Source organism: Haladaptatus rarus, assembly GCF_054177585.1.
On the sequence record NZ_JBPEHG010000014.1, the window covers coordinates 47277 to 69137 of the forward strand.

Annotated in this window: 17 protein-coding genes and 1 pseudogene; 8 read left to right on the forward strand and 10 right to left on the reverse strand. The window is 51.0% G+C overall.

Going from position 1 to position 21861, the window contains the following annotated elements:
• Positions 1-39: 39 nt before the first annotated feature.
• Positions 40-642: a DUF7509 family protein gene (locus tag ACR3FE_RS21915; RefSeq protein WP_458209813.1), complete on the forward strand. Its 603-nt coding sequence runs from the start codon at positions 40-42 to the stop codon at positions 640-642.
• Between the two features lie 20 nt (positions 643-662).
• Here ACR3FE_RS21915 and ACR3FE_RS21920 read toward each other — a convergent pair.
• The 3 genes and pseudogenes from ACR3FE_RS21920 to ACR3FE_RS21930 all read right to left on the reverse strand — a co-directional run.
• Positions 663-1054, reverse strand: a pseudogene (locus ACR3FE_RS21920) (DUF7961 domain-containing protein); the annotation flags it as partial.
• 1029 nt (positions 1055-2083) lie between these two features.
• Entirely contained in the window at positions 2084-2887 is an 804-nt protein-coding gene (locus tag ACR3FE_RS21925) for a hypothetical protein (protein WP_458209815.1), read from the reverse strand.
• A gap of 81 nt (positions 2888-2968) precedes the next feature.
• Entirely contained in the window at positions 2969-3160 is a 192-nt protein-coding gene (locus ACR3FE_RS21930; protein WP_458209816.1) for a 30S ribosomal protein S17e, read from the reverse strand.
• A 1061-nt stretch (positions 3161-4221) separates the two neighbouring features.
• On the opposite strand from ACR3FE_RS21930, the gene ACR3FE_RS21935 reads away from it, so the two are divergent.
• On the forward strand, positions 4222-5142 hold the full coding sequence (locus ACR3FE_RS21935) for a DUF8073 domain-containing protein (RefSeq protein ID WP_458209817.1): 921 nt from the start codon (positions 4222-4224) through the stop codon (positions 5140-5142).
• Between the two features lie 236 nt (positions 5143-5378).
• Positions 5379-5564 carry a 30S ribosomal protein S17e gene (locus ACR3FE_RS21940; RefSeq protein ID WP_458209818.1) on the forward strand — a complete coding sequence of 62 codons (186 nt, stop codon included), beginning with the start codon at positions 5379-5381 and terminating at the stop codon, positions 5562-5564.
• A gap of 51 nt (positions 5565-5615) precedes the next feature.
• Here ACR3FE_RS21940 and ACR3FE_RS21945 read toward each other — a convergent pair whose 3' ends face one another.
• The 3 genes from ACR3FE_RS21945 to ACR3FE_RS21955 all read right to left on the reverse strand — a co-directional run bounded on the left by ACR3FE_RS21945 (position 5616) and on the right by ACR3FE_RS21955 (position 9713).
• Entirely contained in the window at positions 5616-7412 is a 1797-nt protein-coding gene (locus tag ACR3FE_RS21945; protein ID WP_458209820.1) for an archaea-specific SMC-related protein, read from the reverse strand.
• On the reverse strand, positions 7409-8053 hold the full coding sequence (gene rdfA / locus ACR3FE_RS21950; protein ID WP_458209822.1) for a rod-determining factor RdfA: 645 nt from the start codon (positions 8051-8053) through the stop codon (positions 7409-7411). Before rdfA ends, ACR3FE_RS21945 begins: the two co-directional genes overlap by 4 nt.
• Before the next feature lie 361 nt (positions 8054-8414).
• The gene (locus tag ACR3FE_RS21955) at positions 8415-9713 is read right to left on the reverse strand and encodes an amidohydrolase family protein (protein WP_458209823.1); all 1299 of its coding nucleotides are present in this window, start codon (positions 9711-9713) and stop codon (positions 8415-8417) included.
• Between the two features lie 220 nt (positions 9714-9933).
• Here ACR3FE_RS21955 and ACR3FE_RS21960 point away from each other — a divergent pair, with 220 nt between their 5' ends.
• Positions 9934-11280: a dihydroorotase gene (locus tag ACR3FE_RS21960; protein ID WP_458209824.1), complete on the forward strand. Its 1347-nt coding sequence runs from the start codon at positions 9934-9936 to the stop codon at positions 11278-11280.
• A gap of 86 nt (positions 11281-11366) precedes the next feature.
• Here ACR3FE_RS21960 and cofH read toward each other — a convergent pair whose 3' ends face one another.
• Positions 11367-12719: a 7,8-didemethyl-8-hydroxy-5-deazariboflavin synthase subunit CofH gene (gene cofH / locus ACR3FE_RS21965; protein ID WP_458209826.1), complete on the reverse strand. Its 1353-nt coding sequence runs from the start codon at positions 12717-12719 to the stop codon at positions 11367-11369.
• 180 nt (positions 12720-12899) lie between these two features.
• Between cofH and thrC the strand changes: the two genes are divergently transcribed.
• A complete protein-coding gene (gene thrC, locus ACR3FE_RS21970) occupies positions 12900-14159 on the forward strand; it encodes a threonine synthase (RefSeq protein ID WP_458209828.1) in 1260 nt (419 codons plus the stop codon).
• A 217-nt stretch (positions 14160-14376) separates the two neighbouring features.
• Here thrC and ACR3FE_RS21975 read toward each other — a convergent pair whose 3' ends face one another.
• Positions 14377-15414 carry an LLM class flavin-dependent oxidoreductase gene (locus ACR3FE_RS21975; RefSeq protein WP_458209829.1) on the reverse strand — a complete coding sequence of 346 codons (1038 nt, stop codon included), beginning with the start codon at positions 15412-15414 and terminating at the stop codon, positions 14377-14379.
• A gap of 149 nt (positions 15415-15563) precedes the next feature.
• Positions 15564-17219, reverse strand: coding sequence for an N-acyl-D-amino-acid deacylase family protein (locus tag ACR3FE_RS21980; RefSeq protein ID WP_458209830.1), 1656 nt, complete (start codon positions 17217-17219; stop codon positions 15564-15566).
• A gap of 627 nt (positions 17220-17846) precedes the next feature.
• On the opposite strand from ACR3FE_RS21980, the gene ACR3FE_RS21985 reads away from it, so the two are divergent.
• The 3 genes from ACR3FE_RS21985 (at position 17847) to ACR3FE_RS21995 (ending at position 20978) form a co-directional block, all read left to right on the forward strand.
• Positions 17847-19082, forward strand: a complete 1236-nt coding sequence (locus ACR3FE_RS21985) for a Zn-dependent hydrolase (protein ID WP_458209831.1) — start codon at positions 17847-17849, stop codon at positions 19080-19082.
• Positions 19083-19213: 131 nt separating this feature from the next.
• Positions 19214-20542, forward strand: coding sequence for a 5'-deoxyadenosine deaminase (locus tag ACR3FE_RS21990; RefSeq protein WP_458209832.1), 1329 nt, complete (start codon positions 19214-19216; stop codon positions 20540-20542).
• A gap of 193 nt (positions 20543-20735) precedes the next feature.
• Entirely contained in the window at positions 20736-20978 is a 243-nt protein-coding gene (locus tag ACR3FE_RS21995) for a sulfurtransferase TusA family protein (protein ID WP_458209905.1), read from the forward strand.
• A 31-nt stretch (positions 20979-21009) separates the two neighbouring features.
• Here the strand turns inward: ACR3FE_RS21995 and npdG are convergent, their stop codons facing one another.
• Positions 21010-21678 (reverse strand): NADPH-dependent F420 reductase, encoded by a 669-nt coding sequence (npdG, locus tag ACR3FE_RS22000; protein ID WP_458209833.1) that lies wholly within the window; start codon positions 21676-21678, stop codon positions 21010-21012.
• Positions 21679-21861: the final 183 nt, after the last annotated feature.

Consider the following 21861-nt stretch of genomic DNA (forward strand, 5'->3'; position numbering starts at 1 on the left):
ATCCGGGCGTTTATTATTCGAGAGTATCCACAGATAGTAATGGAAGACCGACTCATCGAAGCACTCGAGAAGAGTCCGTATATCGGCCGAAAGGACGTCTCAAAACCACGTCTTCTCGTCTACCTCATGGGCCCATACAAATCTCACCCACCATATCAATCACCTCCTCCATCTGATCGTGCAGCGACGTCACGAAAGACCCTCGACGAAGCTCTGTACCACTTACAGGACAGTGATGAAGAATTCGACCATGATGAAGCACTTTGGTTGCTCATCGGTATCAAGCGAAAACTCCGTGAAGAACGGGGTGTGAACGCATTTCTCGCGACGGATCCGCAAATCTCACTCGGAGAGATGGACGCGGCAACGCAGAGTATTGAATACACGAAAGCGTCCGTGGCGACGGTCTTCATCGCCCCTGCAATGGGTGACAACTTAGGTGTCGGAATCGAAACGGGATCTGTCTGCGAGCATCTTTCGGATCAAGAACTCAAAGAGGAGGTTCTCTTCCTCGGTGAACGAAACGTTGACAGCGCGATGATAGCGGCCGTTTCGGATCGGTGGCATGTCACGGTGGACGATTTCGAGGACTTCGATAGCCTCTATCAATCTGTGAAGGCGCATATTCGTGACGTCGCCTGACTTTTTCTGTTTAGCCTCGTTTAGTATTGGTGCTCAAAGCTTAGTTCGGCAAAGTTGTACGAGTACGATGTTATATCGCCCTCATCATACGTTGACTGGAGATCTGCTGGAGGCACGTACGCATCGTCACCGAGTTCCTCTTCGAGCTGGTGGCAAAACGCGATACGGACATCCCAGTCATCGTCGTCGCTCGCCGTCACGACCACCGCCAGATTTGGGTCGTCGTAATCCGGTTTGATGACGTAGTCGCCCGGCGTGAAGGGATTTTCTGCGAATTCTAGATTTGTGTGCTTGTCCGTGTCGAGATTGATAGCCTAGTCATCACAGGAGGAGACGAGCTTCGCAGGATGGATTTCGGCCAATTTCCGGGGTCCTCATCCAGCATATTTGGGAAGGCTACGTTTACCGCTTCGCATCTATCTCCTGCCCATTCTGACTGCGAGTGTGCTGCACTCGATGGCTTCCCCTGTTGGGAGTGTGTGCGAACCGGGCCACGTGAACTCACAGACGAGTAGCGAGATATTGAGTGCACGTTCACTTCGCTTGGAGAGTTTTTCTGCGCCGGGAAAGGGTACCGGCGCACAGATGGTGAGTTGCCTACTGTGTATTCTGTCGAAGGAGTGCGTCGGCGAGGTAACCGACATGCACCAATATATCTATTCTCGAAGTAGTTGTTCTGTGTAGTCCGAAGTAATGCACCAGATTTGAGCAATGGAACTTTCTTAGAGCACTCATAGTCAGCGGTAGACTCTGTGCAGATCGAAGATCCCGATCGGGGATTTGGTTTACAAACATCGGCTAGTACAGTATCGTTATCGGTTGCTGTTGTGCTGGACAGGCGAGTAAAACCACCGTTCAAATCGCTTACCTTCGTCTGCCTTGACACCGTAGTGCTACCAACTTGCCTTCGTTCGGGAGAAATGCATTTTTCCACTACGATTAGCCAAGGACTTCCTCGACATTACTAAGTTCGTTATTGGTATATTAAAATACTAGTCATTAGTTCATCATTTAGAAGTATGTGAAATGAGTCTTTCATATAGTATAGCACCAGAGGCAAAGAGAAGAAATAAGGAAAGGAGTAACTCTTCGTTGTGATAAAGACCATCAATACCATAAACGATCATCAGTAGACAGGATAGTATTTTAAATTGGTTACTTGTACGAACTCGCTGAACTGAGCCAAAAACTAACAATATAGAAAGTGACATAATAATTACGGTCAGTACAATTCCGCCGTCGTAGGGTCCAAGCAGAAACAAGTAGAATATAACCCCTCCGTAGGCCAATGATAGAATGAACCACAAAATATTGACTAAAATAGTAGGAGAATATATAATACCTATCGTCGTTTTACTTCTTTTCTTATTACTCATAGTCCTCAACCCTTCGGAACGGAGTTTTTCGCAATTTACATTCGTCGCTCATTGTTGTAGATTCGCTATTCTACGTAGAGATTACGGCTGAGGATAAGATCAATAACTGTGGTTGGTTTCCATACTTCTGTTGTAGCTTCTGCATTGCCATCATCATTAGAGAGTTTCTTTACTCGATAGGTTTTTGCTGAGTTTCTGTCCTCAGCCATTTGTTCCATCACTTCTATACGAGCATTTGTTTGTTTATTGTAATATTTTTCGCCAGATTTTAATCCGATAACCGGTATGTCTGTCGGCCAGTCCCATCCAAATTCGTCTCGATATTCCTCAAATTGTCGTATCAACTGTTCTTCATCGAGATCTTCCTCAGGGTTTGGTTCAGTGGCTATCCGTTGTATTGTTCTGTCCCAGTAGTCTATGACACATGCTCTTAGATCCTTGTCCAACGTTTCTTCAACTATTCGTTCTTCTATAGGATAACCAATTTCGATACCGACGATCGCGTGCTGATTCAGACGGGAGAGACACCGCTGACATTCCATTTCAAATATAGGGATCGAGATGGGGTTCTCAACGCCGAGATGTGCAATTTCGTTCCCACAATTTGGACACCAGAGAAACAGGACACCGTTTTCAGCGTGGTCGAGTTCCGCAAGGACAGTTAAATCAGAGAAAACTTTATCTGTAGGTTCAGCGGGGGTATCGTTCGTCTCTTTTTCTTCTCTTTTGAGTGGAGTGCCAGCGAATTTTGCCAACTCTCGATCCTTTAGGAGCGCCTTGATAACTGAATCGTGCGACGAATGCGATTCTTTTTCTCGAATCACCTCTATTTGTTCCTTGGTCCAATCGCGAACTCTAATCGTTGCCATTGTGTATACAGTGCGTGTACACCATCTTAGTACTTTACATTACAGCTATTTTATAATAGCGAAACTTACCAAATTCATACGTTACTCTGATTTGGCACGATTATGTCTACGTGTGATGTATCCAGCAATTCGGTTTCTAACGCGCTTCGATCGAAGTTCAGTGAGCTGCTCTACCTTCCGTTTGTTCGTTGCAAAATCTTCACTAAAGGTATCTGGATACCCGTTCAACAAGTCATCTCCGATACTCATTATGTCGTGAGCGTCGACCGCCATTTGGTAACTATTGACTTGGAGCCACAATAATTCTTGCCCCTTCCAACATCGCCACATAAATGAAACACTATAGGAACACAATTGATGTGTCCAAGTTGTGTATGGTGAGTATACAGTCTGTACACAACGTCCGGATCAAATCCCCTCGAACCAAGCTATGGATTTACTCGTGAATCGTCTCGTTGTCAATCCCAGAAGAAACTAGCCTACTTCACCTGTAGAGGAACGCTATTGCATCATCCTCCTCCATACCGTGAACGACGTAGCATTCCCAATGGGAGTTCAACCAGTAGTGGTCTTCGAGGTTCCAACCCGCACACAGTAGATTCCAATGACACACTATGGATGAACTCTCATTCTCGAGTGTAGGGCTGTGGCGCGGTCAACAAAGCCCCATCTGAATTCCTGGCACCGGTGAGTGACTATCATCGCGGTGGTCGGTTTTGAACCTGAGAGATCCTAGAAATCCAGCATCACACACGGTCATTGACTGGTTTAGCACGCCTCCCGCTTTTCCTCTGCCTGAAGACTGAGGTTTGGGCTAGCAATTTGTCTCAGCCGTAGGCACGTAAAGCGGAGGAACTACATAGTGAGTTACATAGACATTCTCATCAGCAGCGATATATTGAAGTTGTTGGGCACTGAATCATGGCACGGGTTAGCATAACATGGGGTCGCAAATTACAATTCAGCGTATTGAATCAGTGCCACCGGATGGTGATGTCTCACACTTCGATGAATTACCCGAACAGGTAAAGGACTACTTCGCGTGCTTTCTCCAAGATGGCGTGGAAACCCCGGTCGAGACTGAGATAATTGACAAACTCGCCCAATATGACATCGTGAAATTCACCTATTATTACAGAATATATTCTGGTGAACCATCAATAGATCAATGCATTTAATGGATTTTTTCGTATTAATTACACCGAACTAATCCTCTGCATGGTGGATGGTAACTGATTACAAAGAGATTCTGGGAAAGAACAGTTTAAATTTGATAGAAGATATACCGATTCTTACCACGAACATTAATGCATATCTAATAAAGAATTGTGGACATGGTGGTTAGCACCGCACTAGGGGAGTTAGCCGAGATACTGGGGTGTTTAGAGCATAACGATATTGAGGTGCGGAACATCTCAATAAGTGAACAACCAACAGACGACGTGGACGAACTACGGATGGATATCTGTGCTGGTATCCCAGTTCTAAGTGGGATAGAATTTTGTGACAGCGTCATTATCGAAGCAGAGGATACAGAATTAACCGAAGAGCGATTAGAGGTCGAGATGTCCGTTTCGATTCCGACAGAGTCTCTCAAAAAATCGGCTCCTATTGCATCCACCCCACGGCAAAAGAAGTCATCACCAAACATCGAGACTGTCACATCATCAGTACCAGGTGTTCCTGCATACAAAGATCCTGAGGCGCTGCAAACCGTCTACAAGAATTACGAAACGTTTCCTCAAATGACAAAGGCACTCGACGTCGACGTCACATCCGAAACAGTTCGTCGATATATGATGAAACATGGTATTCACAATCCAAAGGATGAGAAGAACAAGAGAAAGTCGACCGGCAGTGACACGGATGATGCGATTGATTCCGAGCGTGAAGGGATTACGGCCTCAAAGAAAAACAAGGAAACAAACTACGGTGGTGAGTCTGTAGCAAAAGTACTCGCGTCGATGGATCAGGACGATACTACGGAAGTTGTTAGAACCGATGGAATAGGCATCTTGAAGGATTTAACCCTTCGAGAGTTTGTCGATGTTATCAATCAGTCTCGAACTGTTTCCGAAGTGAAGCAGCGACTCGAAACAGATTATGATGATACTCGACGCCTACTCACCGAACTTGACCTTCTCAAATTTGTCACTGGTCGTCTCTCGGCCACTCAAGACGATCTTACGCTCGCAGAATTTTATCAGCAGATTGGCCTCGATGATCGCTTAGAAGACGGAACTAACCCTCTCTGATAGCGTCCAAAGAGTGCCACATTCATATCGACCCATACATGAATTTTGTCGTAGAAGCCCTTCAGTGGGACTGTTGGGCGGATTTCCGCCGCCAAACATGATGTGCCGACCGTGACGGCGTTATACATATAATTCGTGCAAGCTGAAAGCGAGTGGGAAGGGGAATTTCACTAACGCCCTCAGATTCGTGTAACGAAAATCCTTATAGTGTAAGGTGTAAAAAGCAGGTACAATAAATGAATGTGGAGTCGAACGACGTTATGAGTATCGGGAATCGTCTCATAAACCAATATCCAAACACCTTTACGGAGGAATTTAACCGGAACCGGAATGCAGTGAAAAATCTCACTGACCTCCGTTCCATCCATCTCCGAAATCGTATTGCAGGCTACATCACTCGCCAAATGCAGTCTAATTCGTGACTACTTCCACGACTAAAGTCGTGAGCTTTCTCCTCGAATTTGTGTAAAAGCCTAGTCCGCCGTCGCCTGCTGGTCGGTCGCCACCTCCCAATCAGAGGGGTCGATTTCTGCTCCTTCGAATGAGGTATACTCTGGGTAAATAGTAAAAACGAGGTAATCTACACGTTCCTGAAGATAATCAATGAGCGTGTGGAGGTTCTCGTCGTCGAGGCCGCCGACGCCGTCGACGAGCATAATTGGGGTGACATCCGCAACGTCGAACGATTTGTGGCCGGCAAGCGCCGTCACGAACCCGAGAAGTTCAAGCTCACCTTCGCTCAAAGCGTCAAGGCTTGCCTCTCGACCTCCTCGGGCCACCACCAGATCAAACTCTGATGTTAGTCGCGCCGTTTCAAATCCAGTATCGAATCGCGTAATGATCTCCTTCATCGCTTCGTCAAAGGCCTCTCGTGCTTCGTACTTGATCTGGTCCTTACGGTTCCGTAAGTCCTCAATCTCCGATATGAGTTCGTCGCGTTCGGTCTCCAACATCTCCATCTGATTCGCACGGCTTTCGAGAGCTCCGAGTTCATCTTGTACATCCTTTAACTCGGCCTCGCGATATTTGATATCACTCTCGATGTCTGTAATTTTCTCTACGGTCTCGTCGACAGATTCGGATAATTCCTCAACGCGTTGTTGGGCATTTTGACGACGCTCGTTTGCATCTTCAAGGCTCTGTTCGTGATCTGCCAAGTTGTCCTTGAGGGCGCCGATTTCTGATTCCAAATCCTGCTTGCGTCGTCGGCTCTGTTTGATATCTTCCCGCTGGGCTTCTAACTGTTCCACCTCGTCGCGATGGGACTTGATTTTCGAGCGCAGATCGACAATCTTCTCACCGAGGTCATCAAGCTGGTCTTCCACCTCAGACCTACGCGTCTCATTGCCACAAATCCAGCAACTGATTTTATCACCCGTTAGTTCTCGCTGAACTTCGCTAAGAAGGTCGAGACGGTTCTCATTCAAAACCATCTCATTCGCAGAGTATACAGACTGCAACACTTCGGCGTCTCGTTTGGTATCCTGTAATTGATCTCGTGCTGCAACGAGTTCTGATTCCACATTATTGTCTTCCACGACTTCGATGTCTTCGAGTTCCGTTTGTTTGTCTTGCAGACGAGATTCAAGTCGTTGAATACTACGTTCGAGGCGTTCAATTTGATTTTCAGCTTTATCACGCTCAGATCGAGCCTGTGCTAACTGGCTCTGACTGGATGTTGCAGATGAGGCTTGTTTCTCATCATTTGGGCCAGTAAGTTCGTCGTAGTCCTCTCGTAGGGCTTCAAGTTCAGTTTCGATCCGTGTGACCTTCTCTTGTACCGAAGGCAGTCTGTTTTTCGCCTCCTTTGCTTGGGCAAATTCCGACTCGATTTGGTCTCGTTCTCGTTTTAAATCTGCTATCTGTTCGTCGATATTCTGAAAGTCCAGCGGACGCATCAACACTTCTTCGAGATTCTCACCCTCTCGAACGGCCCGTCGAATTTCGTTTTGTTCATCCAGACAACTGAATAGCAGGGTTCGAATAACATCGTACTCGTCCTCAAGATACGGCTGACCGTTCCGATGCACAGTTCCGTTTTTGCGGACGAGTTCGACAAAAACGTCGTGTTCAGGGGTCTGAAGGTGGACTTGTCCACGTTCTTTGCCTTCAGTAAGTGACGTTGAGACTCCGAGACCAGTCTTAATTGACTCAATAAAGCTTGATTTGCCCTGCCAATTCGAGGCACGAACTGCATTTAGTCCCGATTGGATTTCTGTGCTTCCGCTAAGAATTCCGGCGATGTTTTCGATTTCGATGTTCCAAGTCATGCGTTAGTTTCCGTGTTCATTGCCGTGTGTTGCTCACAAACGTAGCCTTGCTCAAGTGCCACTTCAAGCGGAACCCGAGTGGGACAGACGTCACAACTCACTTGGATCTGAACTGATACTGAAGATGTCTCGATACCGTCGATCTTGTCTTTTGATGCCAACGAAGAAAGGGCGTCTTCAACTTTCCCACGGGTAAACGACTTCGCCATCTCAATACTTTCGCGTTCCCACCCGCTACTGCTCGTTTTCTGCTCTTTTTCTCCGTTCAAACAGTCGAGCAGATGTGTCCGCATTGTTCCCCACGACACCATATCCTTGCGAACTTGCTCAGCATCAATACCGTCGGCTTCCAGACTTTCTGTGACTTCTTCCCGGAGGAGGTCATCATCTCCAATTAACAGTTCGTAATCATGTTCGATACGGGCACCAAGGGCGTCACGACCGTGTTCATTGAATACTTGCCGAAGCAGACGTTTGTTGAACCACTCTGTCAGTGATCGATACCCTTCGGCGGTGTGTCTTTCATCTCCGATCCACCGTGCGAGTAATCGGTCATCGATGGATGCATAGCGAGAATTCACCTCCTCGAGTTCATATCGATCGATTACATGGTCGACTTTGCAACCATTTTCCGTATCCATTACCTGCTTTTTCGTCCTCGTCTTAATAATTGTGTTGGAGCGTATACGCCTTGCGACCAAAATTGGATATCGGAAACGCGGCACACTGCTGCCCGCGATGGTGGTTCCCCTTTCTATGCGATTTTCGTTGAAACAGACCTGATTAACAGACTTAGTCTGTTAATCAAAGTCGACACCCGACGCTCCTCTTCCTAACGCAGAGATTAACACACTTAGTCTGTTAAAAACAGAAGCGGGGAAAACTGCATCGGGGAGAGATCTTTCCAAAATGTGGACAGTTGCATACCGACGAGTTTGGGTCTATAGATCGATCATCCGAATCTCTACGCGACTAACGAAAAGAGACGAGTAACTTTCGAGATCAGAGCCGATCCCAAAGTTTGGCACTCACGTTGCCAACGGCATCCATATCTGCATCGTCCACGCCACGTACACCCTCATTCTGATCGTACGCGATATCCCCGCCAACAATCGTCCGAGTAACATTTTCTGCGCTTGCCGCGCTCACGACGTAATACGGAGCACTTCCAGGGAGAACCGGATTCGGACCGAGATCCAGTGTGACGAAGTCAGCGCGTTTTCCTAGTTCGATACTCCCTATCTCATCGTCCATACCCATAACGCTGGCAGAGCCGATAGTTGACCACTCTAGGGCTTTTGCCATATCAAAGCCACTAGGGTTGTTTTTCTTTAGTTTGTGGATGCCGACCGCAGACCGCATCGTCTCGAACATATCGGGATCCCAGCCATCGTCACCGATACCGATCGTAAGACCTTCCTCTTCCATCTTCTCGACGTTGGCGATTCCAACGGCGTTGTTCGTGTTAGAATACGGATTATGGGCAATACTCACATCGTGTTCCCCCAGGATTTCTATTTCGTTTTCCGTCGAGTGAACACAGTGGGCAGCGATGATATCAGCGTCGAAAAAGCCCATCTCCTCTAGAGCAGGAACGGGCCGTTTACCGTAATTCTCGATCGAACGATGGACATCGACGAGTCCCTCCTCAAGGTGGATCTGGATCGGACGATCATCAGTCAATGCCTGGTCGACACAGTCCTCAACGACTTCTTCGGTGTTTGTGAACAGAGTGTGTAGACAATAATGTCCTCTAAGTCGGTCATAGTCATCCTCACCATCGTCGATGAACCGACTGTTCTCCTCAATACCGGCCAACGCTTCTTCCTCCGTGTTGCGAGCCGTTGTCTCAAAGGTTATCATCCCTCGAATTGGTGTCTGAGAAACACCTTCAGCAACGGCGTCAAGTGCTCCCGGGAGCGTATTTGGTCCCGAGTAGTTATCACAAAAAGCCGTGACCCCGCCTCGAAGCATCTCGGTGCACGAACCAAGTGAGGATAACCGAGCGTCCTCCAGTGTAAAGGTCTCGTCGACTTTCCACCAAATATCGACGAGCGCCTCGTAGAAGCTCTGTGGTTCTGCCGTCAGCGGTGCGCCTCGTATCGGTAACGCATACATATGGGTGTGACAGTTGACAAGTCCTGGGATGACAACCTCCTCACGTGCATCGACGACCTCAGAGCCTGTCTCAAATCCATCGTTGATCTCGGTGATTTCGCCGTCATCGATGACGACGTGTACTTCTTCTCTTATCTCGCGCTCATCATTCATCGTGATGAGCGTGCCGGCATTCAGTATCACATCATGTGGATTGCTAGTAACGCACAAAAATCTATTTTTACTAAAACTGACAAAACTGGGGAAGAAGCTTGTAAACTATAACCACGAGTAGCTGTGAATCTGTTCGGTACCGTGCCATAAATCGCCGATGCGCATGGCAAATGCAACTCGAATTTGATTTATAGTTTGTCAGATTACATTTTCGGCAACTGTTTTACTTGTACCGACAGTGAATTGAGGCATGACCGATTGTCTCATCTCAAACGCTCAAATAGTGAGTGGGACTGGTGTTCGAGACGGCGATATCGCAATCAATGACGGTGAGGTGATAGCGATCGGCTCCGCACTCGAGACCGAAGTCCCTTCTCCGGAGGAACACATCGATGCTGAAGGGATGGTCGCACTCCCTGGAGTCGTAGACGTTCACAATCACATGCACGATGAGAAGTTGTTCCCCGACGGCATTGATTTCGCTTCCCAGACGGCGAGTGCCGTCGCCGGTGGGGTCACGACTGTCGTTGAACTTCCAACACAGACCCCCATCACGACTCCGCAGGCGTTTCGGGACAAACTAAAAGCGTGCGAGAACCTTTCGCACATCGATTTTGGCTTGGTCGCAGGGAACGTCGAAGATCCTTCGATCGATGTTGAGGCTCTCATGACCGAGGGAACACGCGACTTCAAAACGTTCACTGCAGAACCCTATCTCGCTGACGACGAGACGATTGTTGAATTGATGTCCAAAGTCGGAACCGCTGGTGGGAAAGTACGTGTTCACTGTGAGACGCAGGGGATTTTGAATCACGCTCGGGGAGAAATCGAGGGCGATGAACCTGAGGTGTATATGGACTCAAGACCCCTTGAGGCGGAACTTGATGCTATCAACCGGGTTGGGTGGTTTGCAGAGTATACTGACTGTCCGGTACACGTCGTCCACGTCTCAAGCGGAAGTGGCGCACGTGAAGGTGCACGGTTCCAATCCCGCATGAATACAACAGTCACGTTAGAGACGTGCCCCCACTATCTTGCGTTCTCCAAGGACGATGTCGCCGAACGTGGGCCATTTTTGAAGGTCAATCCGAGTCTAAAGTCGGCTACCGAGGTGGAACGGTTATGGCGGGCTGTCCAAGACGGAACGATCGACCTCATTGCCAGCGAACATTTCCCCACCTATCGTGCAGACCGCGAGCGCGGGTGGGAGAACATCTGGCAGCCGTACGCTGGTCTTCCGAGCATCGAGACGATGCTCGAATTTCTCGTCAGTGAGGGTGTCCACGAGGGCCGACTCACGTGGTCACGTCTTCACGAACTCGTATGCGCCCGCCCCGCCCAAGAGGCAGGTATCTATCCACGAAAGGGCCTACTTCGTGAGGGGACAGATGCAGATATCGTCCTCTTACGCGAGGACGACTACGAAGTGTCAGCCGAGAATCTCACGTTCAACGGTGGCTGGACGCCCTATGAAGGTCGCGGATGGTCTGCTCGTGTTGATACTGTTATCGTCGATGGGAAGGTTGCTGCACGGGAGCATGAAGTGCTATCGTCCCCGGGTGACGGGGAGTTCATTCGGAGAGAAGCAATGTCCTGATTCTTTGGCACAGTGACTGGAGTGTTTTTTCTGGCTTATCGTTACAGTAGCAGAGAACTCCGCAGTTCACAGCAAGGAGGAATCGATCAGAGCAGGGGAGTTCCATCGGCGCGCGATCCGAGTTTGGGTCCAATAGGTTCTTTCGACGGGGCGATTCGCCTACGCCGCTCGTAGTCTGTCGACCGTTCGACAGGGACACGTCCGATTGCGGTGATCATATCGACGAAATCCTGGAACGAGCGGAACTCACCATGATCACCACCTGCACGCTTTGTAATCTCCTCGGAAAGAAGCGTTCCCATGAAGTCATCAGCACCACAGTTCAGCATTTTCAGTCCCTGCTCATCGCCAAATTTGACCCACGAAGACTGGATATGCTCGATATTGTCGAGGAACAACCGAGAGACGGCGATCATCAATTCATCTTCGTCCGTGGTGGCACCTCTGTCGATGATTCCGTATTCGGCAAGAGGGGTCTTCTGATACACGAACGAGAGAGGAACAAATTCAGTTATATTCTCGGTTTTGTCCTGAAGATCCCGAATGACCTTCAAGTGCTGGATTCGATGCTTCGCGTTTTCAACATGTCCATACATGATCGTCGCCGTCATCGGCAGGCCGACGTTCGCAATTGCTTCCATTGCTGCAATCCACTCGTCTGTATCGATCTTCCCGGGGCAGATAACGTCACGAACTTCATCATCCAGTATCTCCGCAGCCGTCCCTGGAACGCTGTCAAGCCCTGCACGTTTTAGCCGCGAGTAGATATCTTCGTACTTCCAGTTCGTCCCGCGACGGGCATGATAGGCCTCCTCGGGAGTCATCGAATGAACGTGACTCCCATCCACACTCATTGCCTGTATTTGTTCACAATAGGTACCAGGATCGACATCATACGCCGATGGCGGGGTGTAGTTTAGGTCAGCCCTTTCGCTCGATTCCAGGATCTCACGATGGTCGTCATCGAGAACGAGCGCGGGATGGAGGCCGCTTACCGAACAAACTTCGTAAATACCGCGGTTCACTGCGTCCCGGACGATGTTCCGAGACTCCGATGGCGTCTTCGTGAAGCCGTCGTGTTTCTCTGCATATTCTATCTCGAACTTACCAGCAGAGTTCTTGAAGTTGCAAAATAGACAGCCCGTGTTACAGGCCGTCGTAACGTTATTATTGATATTCGCGACAAAGGTGACCTCCTCACCGACTATCTCCGCTCGTCGATAGTCTGCCACTCGGAGAACCTCCTCTTTCCGCCTTTGATCGATTGCGGGATGGTCAGTTCCGGTTGTGATCAACTCAACGCCATCTGCGACTGTGAGTCGTTCGCCCGCCTTCGCCTTCTCGAGAGCGTTTTCGAACGACTGATCCGTCTCTGGGCGATGTGTATACTCAATACGGCCGCTCGGGCCACTAATCCCAGCTCTGAATACGTCCGCCATACGAGTACCACCATGCTAATCCGACAAAAAGGTTCGTCAGCGCGACGGCGTCATCAATCTGTATACAATACGTTCACGTCTCTTGCAGAGGAGACACACACCTATGGCACAGCACCTTGTTGCTTGTCTCGATGCCATCACGGCGGGGTTTTTATGTAGTATCGCTCTCTTCTCTTTCCTATGGCAATGAATCACGTGACCGCCTTAGAGTGTACCATCTGTGGGAAGGAATACGATCCCGACCAGATAATCTACACCTGTCCAGAACACGAGGATGTCGAGGGCATTCTTGAAGTCAAATATGACTACGACATCGTCCACGACAATTTCAACGTCGACTTGGACGGTGATATCCGCAGTCAGTGGAAATACGAGGCCTTCCTTCCCGTTCACGATGACGCTGTGCCCGTGACGCTCAACGAAGGCGGAACGGATCTCTTTGATGCGCCGAACCTCAGTGACGAACTTGGGGTTACCACGCTCGTTAAGGACGATGGCCGTAACCCAACTGGATGCTTCAAGGATCGAGCTAGCTCGATCGCCGTCACGAAGGCGAAGCACGCGGGCCGAGACATCATCACCTGTGCATCGACTGGGAACGCGGCGGCCTCACTATCTGGCTATGCTGCACGTGGTGGGCTTGACTGTCGCATCTTCGTCCCGGGTGATGCCCCCGCCGGTAAACTTGCACAACCACTCGTCTACGGTGCTGACGTCCTCGCGGTCAACGGTTCTTACGACGAAGCATATGATTTGAGTGTGACAGTCACCGATGAGTATGGCTGGTACAACCGCAACGCGGCAATCAATCCGTTCCAAGTCGAAGGTAAACGCACGGTCGGTCACGAACTAGCCGAGCAGTCGAAGGTTCGGGGTGAGATTCCAGACTGGTTTGTCTTTTCGATGGGTGATGGATGTACCATCGCCGGGGCGTGGAAAGGGTTCCGTGAGTTCTACGACCTCGATTACGTAGAAGAGACACCGAAGATGCTGGGCGTTCAGGCTGAGGGTGCCTCGGCGATACACGACACCTTCCACGACCACGACGATGTCGATGAGATCGCCAATACACTGGCTGATAGTATCGCTGTCGGCCGCCCACGAAATATCATTAAGGCCTGTCGAGCGCTGGAAGAGAGCGGTGGCACATCCGTCACCGTCACCGATGAAGAGATCCTTGAGGCCGAGAAGTTACTCGGGAGCTCTGAGGGAATCTACTCTGAACCAGCTGGCGCGACACCTGTTGCGGGCGTCCGAAAGTGTCTCGAGGAGGGCCTCATCGAATCCGACGAGAGCGTAGTCGTCACGTCCACCGGATTTGGTCTAAAGGACACCGAGAGCGCCAAACAAGCCACCAGCGACGTACAACGTATCGATCCTGATCTCTCGGAGGTGCAGAAGCTGTACGGGAACGCCGAAGCAATGACCACCGACGACTGATCACAGCGAGACGGTATCACGGAAAATCATTCGTTCCAACTGTGGATGAGCCAGGGCGTTGGAAAAAACGAGTACAGCCGATCGGAAAATAGCATTCCGATGTAGTTCCGTCGGTTCTCACACCCCCGTAGGTGGGAGTGGGATGCCACGTGCGACAGCATCCGGCTAGTGCCGGACTGCAACGACGTTACGTGTACCAATCTTCGAGAGTCGTATCTTACAGATATCCATCGGCGAATTCGTCGATCATGAGGTGCGGATCGTCACCTAACGGATACAGGATGGGACACTGACAACCAGTTTCTGCATACTCTCGAACTTTCTGCCGGCACTGGTCGGGTGTCCCGCTAGCAGTCAATTTGTGGACAACTTCGTCGGGGATCAGATCCATTCCCTTCTTGATATCGTCTTTGTCGGCAGGCCACCCGCCGATAGCTTCGCCGACTTCGTCGATAAGACCCTGACTCACTCCGCTGGCCTTCATGATGTGTGGCTGCTGTCCAAGGTACTGTGTAATGAGCTCTCGAGCGTTGTCCAAGGCTTTGTCGGCGTCATGATCCATGGAACAGACGACTAGTTGCGGGCGGTCGATATCGTCGAGTGTCCGACCTTGACGCTCAGCACCTTTCTCGAGATGGTCGAGTGCCTTTTCATTGTACTCCGGACTAACGAGGTAGTTCAATAAGGCACCATCGGCAAATTCACCGGTCAACTCAAGCATTGTGAATCCCGTTGCACCCACGTACACGGGTACTGTGCGTGGCCCAGCGTCACCATGAACAACGTCGAGCTCGATATCGCGAACGTTGACGAAGTCACCATCGTATGTGACGTTCTCCATGTCCAGCAACTGCTTCGTCACCTCAACGCACTCTCGCATCGCCCGAAGTGGATTCGACCTATCAATACCGACCTTTGAGGCGAGTGGATCCCACCAGGCTCCGATACCACAGAGGATGCGGTTCGGGCCAGCAAGTTCCTCCAAGGTACTCATCGTTTGAGCGATGAGCGCGGTGTTGCGCGTCCAGTTGTTGATCACACCCGAACCAATCTTGATGTCATCAGTTACGGCGGCGTACGCCGCCATGGGCGTGATGGCATCGCGGGCTAAGCGTGACTCCGCCTGCCAAACCTCGTCGAATCCCTGCTCCTCCGCATATTGGACGAGTTCCATGTTCTCTCGAACTGGATGTTTGTCTTGTAGGTAAAGGCCAACACGGTCTCCTCGGTCGCTTACCTCATTGCTAGCACTCATAGAGTCCTCTTTAAAGTATACCAACACCTCATAAATAACTATGGGTGTGTCTACCATCCTCACTCAACCACAGAAAATGTGAGCAATTTGTGGGCCGCCAAACTGCCGATCAGTATCTGATTTGGTTCGGTTGCCACCGTCTGCTTCGATTACTCCGAGGTAATTTCGCTTGAGGCTTTGCGATTGAGTCGCGGGCGTTTCTCACCCTGCCACTCGTCGGTCGATCGGAGAACCGAGCCGTTTCGTTGCCCGGTTGTTTCCCCATCTGTAACGGCGATCTCACCGCCAACGAGAACGTATTGCATGCCATCCGTGAGTTGATATGGGTCTTCGTACGTTGCATTTTCCGTCACCGTCTCTAGATCGAAGGCGACGAGATCGGCAACGTAGCCCTCTTTGATGTAACCACGATTCTGAAGGCCGAGAATGTCAGCAGGCCTCCCGGCGGCCTTGTGAACCATCTTCCTCAGTGAAAGAACCTCATGTTCGCGGACGTACCTCTCAAGGATGCGTCCGAACGTGCCGATAGCACGTGGGTGCGGCTTGCCACCGAAGATACCATCGGTGCAAAAGGTACCCCTTTCATCGGCGAGGAACCGCTCGATATCCTCTTCGGACATGATGAAATCCGCCATCGTCACATCAAGATCCTCTTCAACGAGTAACACGCACATTGCCTTGACAGGGTCAACGTTCCTCTCATTGGCAATCTCAGCGACTGTTTCACCCTGATGATTACCGCTCGCAGTTTGGGTGATAAGGATGTTGTCCCATGTCCCGGCGGCCTTCGCAAGGTTCTCCCATTCACCTGGTTTTTCGATATCTTCGGCGATTTTCTCGACCGAGTCCTTCTCTTTGAGTCGCTCCACGATATCTTTAGTGTCCCCCTGTCGCGCCCACGGTGGTAGCAGGGCGGTCAACATAGTCGAACCTGCCGTGTACGGATACTGGTCGAAGGATACACGTTGGCCAGCCGCTTGCGCTGCATCGAATAGCTCTAAAACTTCCTCGGATTTTCCCCAGTTATGTTGGCCACCGACCTTGAGATGCGAGACATGGGCATGACAGCCGGCACGCTGACAAATATCGAGGTACCGGTCGATCGACTCAACGACGTAGTCTGTCTCGTTCCAGACATGGGAAATCATGAACGAGTCGAATTCAGCTAACACCGACGCCAACGCTTCGAGTTCCGGATCTCGACCGTAAGAACTTGGAGGGTAGATCATTCCCTTTGACATCCCAAATGCGCCTTCTTGAATCGCGTTCCGAAGTTCTTCTTGGACGGTGGTGATGTCACCATCTGAGAGTTCGTCATCTTCGAAGCCGGCAACGAGTGACCGAAGATTCCCGTGCGGTGCATAGTAAGCAGCGTTGACGGCCGTCCCAGTCGATGCAAGTTCGTCAAGGTACTCGCCGACTGTTAGCCAAGACCATTCTTCTTCCAGTTCGCCATCCAGCGATTTGATGCGCGTAGCCCATTCCTCTTTCAACTCCTTTGAGACAGGAGAGACGCTGACACCGTCCTGCCCGAGCACCTCCGTAGTGATTCCCTGCGTCACCTTCTCCGCAGCACTGGGCGTGTTGATTAACCGCAGTTCTGAATGTGCGTGCATATCGATGAAACCGGGGGCGAGATAGGATCCTTGGAGGTCAATTTCATTATCGGCTCCCGCTGGTTCATCAGCGATGCGTCGTACCTTTCCATCAGCGACGAGGACGTGTGCCGTGAACGCCTTCCGTCCGCTTCCATCGAGAACGCGCGCATTCTGGAATTCGATAGACTCGGTGCAGGTTGATGACATAAGCCGAGCAAAGCGCATCGAAGGTTTGATTCTTTCGGTTGTGTGAGTCATTGGCACACTGTAATGAGATGTGTGCCTGACCGTCGACGGGCATTGGGTGGCATCCTCCCACGACGTTAGTCGTGGGCTTCCCACGCCCGGTTGCGTTGGTTTGGGAACTTACGTTTTCGACCCGACGCGCCGATGGGAGTGCCACGCCCCCGTTACTCCTATCCTGTGAAGGACTCGGAGGTACCTGATTGTTTTGTGTCGGTCTGCGAGTCCGAGGGCATACATTTTGATGCGGCAAACACCGAGTCAACTGCCAGTTTTCGGACTGTCAGAATTCGATGGGAAACCATCGAATCGACACGCCTAGATACGTTGTGAGGGCACTCAAATCTATTGATTTCAGTGTTTGAATCCAATGACGGCGATTCATCCCACGACTTCAGTCGTGGGTTTTCTCGCACTGCAATTCTATAAGTGCTGTTCATCGAGCGAGATGGAGCAATTTCACAATTTCAGCGATCTCACCCTCCTTCGCTCGGAGTCAACGACCCACTCGTTGCGTTATTCTTCGAGAAAGGAGGTGCCGCGATTCAAATCTTGCAAAAATTAAAGTTCGTACTGATAGTGAGTGTGATTATGGGAGATGTAACGATCGACAATCAGCGGTACCGTGACCGATTCGAACAATTCAGCGAAATTGGCGCCACCGATCGTGCGGGAGTCAACCGACCGTCGCTATCGAACGAGAACAAAGAAGCCCGCAATACTATTGTCGAGTGGTTTCGGGATGCAGATCTGAGCGTCACGATCGATGAGGTAGGCAATATTTTCGGCCGTCGTGAGGGTAGCGACGCCGACCTCGATCCAGTTCTGTTTGGTTCCCATATCGATAGCCAATACAACGGTGGGCGCTACGACGGTGTTATTGGAGTCCTCGGTTCCCTCGAGGTAATCGAAGCCTTCAACGATGCCAATATAACGACTGAACGACCTCTCGAAGTCGTTGCTTGGAGCAATGAAGAGGGGGTTCGATTCCAACCAGATATGCTCGGAAGCGGTGTGTTCTGCGATATCTTCGATGTCGAGTACGCTTATAGCCGTGAAGACAAGAATGGGAAAACCTTCGGGGAGGAACTAGAGCGCATCGAGTATAAGGGTGATACGCCGAGTGAACCTCGACCCCTCCACTGCTATTTCGAACTGCACGTCGAGCAGGGGCCGTTTCTCGAGCAAGAGGAATTACCTGTAGCTGCCGTCGAAGGGGTTTTTGGATTCTCTTGGATGAACGTTAGCTTTGAGGGACAGGCAAACCACGCTGGCCCAACACCGATGGACATGCGACACGACGCGATGGTGGCGACCAGCGATGTCGTGCAGGCAGTACGGCGTATCACTGCCACTGAGGGCACTGATCTCGTCGGCACCGTCGGCAGCGTCGACGTTTGGCCGAACGCGATCAACGTAATCCCTGAGACTGTTGAATTCACCATCGATTTCCGTTCGTACGACGACGAAGTCGTCGAGTCAGCCGTCCAGCGTATCCAACGGGAAATCGAATGGGCTGCCGAACGAGAGGGTCTCGAGTACGAATTCGAGGAAATCATGCGGATCGACGCCGATCCGTTCGACCAAGGCTGTATCGACACTGTCGTAGAATCAATCGAAGAACTCGGGTACGACTATACCCGCCTTGTCAGTGGCGCTGGACACGACGCAAACTACCTCAACAAGATCTGCCCGACGAGTATGATATTTGTTCCGAGTGTCGACGGTATCAGCCACCGTGAGAGCGAATACACCGAGTGGGAAGATATCCTAGTCGGCACTGAGGTACTCCTTGAAGCAGTCCAAAAGAAAGCTAGCGAATCGTAGCCCAACCAGATCTCCTCGAATCTCTTTAATTCGAGATAACCGTTCCCGTTGCCACAGATTTGGGCCGCTGCCCACAATGGAGACAGCGGGGTCAAAATATATTTTACCGTAGGTTGAGATGGTTCGTTGGAATGATACTCTCGGGCACTGTGGTCGCCGACTCATCGACGGTTATCAGCGATGGCGGCGTCGTCGTCGTCGGTTCAGAAATCGATGCTGTCGGTACACGTGAGGAAATCGTCGATACGTATCCAGATCACGAGCACAAAGAATATGATATCATAATGCCGGGTTTGGTGGGAGGGCACATACACTCCGTGCAATCACTCGGTCGAGGCGTCGCCGACGATACCGAACTTCTGGACTGGTTGTTCGATTACATCCTCCCCATGGAGGCCACGTTGACAGAGGACTCGATGGAGATAGCCGCGAAGTTGGGTTACTTAGAACTCATCGAGACCGGCACCACGACCGCTATCGATCACCTTTCAGTTGCACACGCTGACCGCGCCCTCGAGGTCGCTGGTGAAATGGGATTGCGAGGCATCTTTGGCAAGGTCATGATGGATCGGCGGTCACCTGATAGCCTTCTAGAGGATACCGATCAGGCGCTGAACGAATCCGAACGGCTCATACAGAAGTACCACGGGTCATGCGACGATAGAATTCGATACGCCATCACTCCGCGATTTGCCGTCTCCTGCACCGAAGACTGTCTTCGAGGCGCTCGCGAACTTGCCGACAAGCACGAAGGCGTCAGAATCCACACGCACGCCAGCGAGAACCGTAGCGAGATCGAGGCGGTCGAAGAGGATACAGGAATGCGCAATATCCAGTGGCTCGACGAGGTTGGACTCACCGGTGAGGACGTTGTGCTCGCACACTGTGTCTGGACCGATGAGTCTGAGCGGGAAATCCTTGCCAATACGGGCACCCACGTGACCCACTGTCCATCATCAAACATGAAACTTGCTTCGGGCATCGCCCCTATCTGTGACTATCTGAACCGGGGCATCAACGTCGCACTCGGCAACGACGGTCCGCCCTGTAATAATACGCTCGACGCGTTTACGGAGATGCGTCAAGCAAGCCTCCTCCAGAAAGTCGACCAACTGAACCCGACGGTCACACCGGCGGAGGTTATCTTCGACATGGCCACGATTAACGGAGCGAAGGCGGCTGGCTTTGACCGCGTCGGAAAAATCCGTGAAGGCTGGCGCGCCGATATAATAGGCATACAGACGAATCTCACTCGCGCGACGCCATTGCACGATGTGCTCTCCCACTTGATATTCGCGGCCCACGGCGACGACGTGGAGTTCACGATGGTCAACGGAAACGTTCTCATGGAAGATGGCGAAGTAACTGTCGCCAATGCCGAGGAAATACACCGCCAGGCTCACGATATCGACCTTGACCTCGAAAAAGCACGCGAAATTGCTCAAGAGGTCAAACCGTAGCAAGACAGCTGTGTCCCACGTGCGATCTCCCGTTTTTGCTGTGTGATGACACTCGATAGATTCTCTGTGGACGGCGGTCGGAAACGCCACTAGTTAATTTGACTATGCTCCCACGGGAGTCGGCACGTGAATCCATCGGGAGGCAGAATTATTATGTGATTCGGTACCAAACAAACAAACCGTGCAGATTGACGTGAGCGGCTTGGTTTGCCCGCAACCTGTGCTTATCGTCCGCCGGTGCCTTCAGGAACTCGACCCTGGAGACGAACTGACCGTCGTGGGTGATTACCCACCGGCAGAGCGGAGCATCAGACGAACGTGCTACAAACATGGATACGAGGTGTCCGACGGGTCTGAAAGTAACTCCGAGACCAAATTTTCGCTACGCATCTGCGTGACCGAATCGTCGCCTACTGACCAGTCGGTCGTCAGCTAATGCTGGCACCACAGCGGTCGTGCTGTGGCCTCTACTGGAACCGGACGCCGAGATTATGCATCCCTTCATTGTTCATCGCGAGGTTGATGAGTAGCGGCGTAACGCTTTCGACGACACCGGTATTAGCGAGGGGACCGCCGTCAAGGGCACGAAGCCCCTCGATATCTTCAGCTAAGGATCGTACTACTGCCTTAGCGTCGCCGTCGTCACCAGTAACGACGATGTCGGCAGCCAGTTCGTTATCAAGATTACTGAGTGCACCAGCGGCGATGTTCTGGAACGCGCCGACGACGGGAACACCCTCCGGAGCGGCGGCCGCAATGACCTCAGCTACCGTTCCTTCTTCAGGCTGATCATAATGGAATCCAGCTGCATCACGCGACATTTGAACTGCTGGACTCACGAGTACGTCATCCTCATCAAGTACCGGGCTAACAGTTTTGACGGTATCAGCGACGTATTGGGGCGGAACACTGACTACGATTATATCGGCGCGATCTGCGGCCTCCTCGTTCCCGTACCCCGTCAGCGTCTGCTCAATTCCGCGCTCAGCTAGTTGTGTTTGGTACTCGTCGGCTTTACTCACTGCTTTCTCAGGTTTTCGGGATCCGATGAGAATCGTATGATCCGTATCGTGAGCCCAACGCAGCGCGAGTCCTTCACCGATATCTCCAGTACCGCCGAGGAGTGCAATCTCCATGTGATTAAGATTCACTCATTGATTGAAAAATGTATGTATCCTAGTGAAAATCCACTTTATCGCCGAGAGTTCGGTCGGAGGTTGCCACACAATTTGCCACGAATTGGTTTGAGAATCACATCGACTGGGGATCTCCACAGCGGAATCGTATCGTCCGCCACTTGTTCCACATCTAGATAGGTG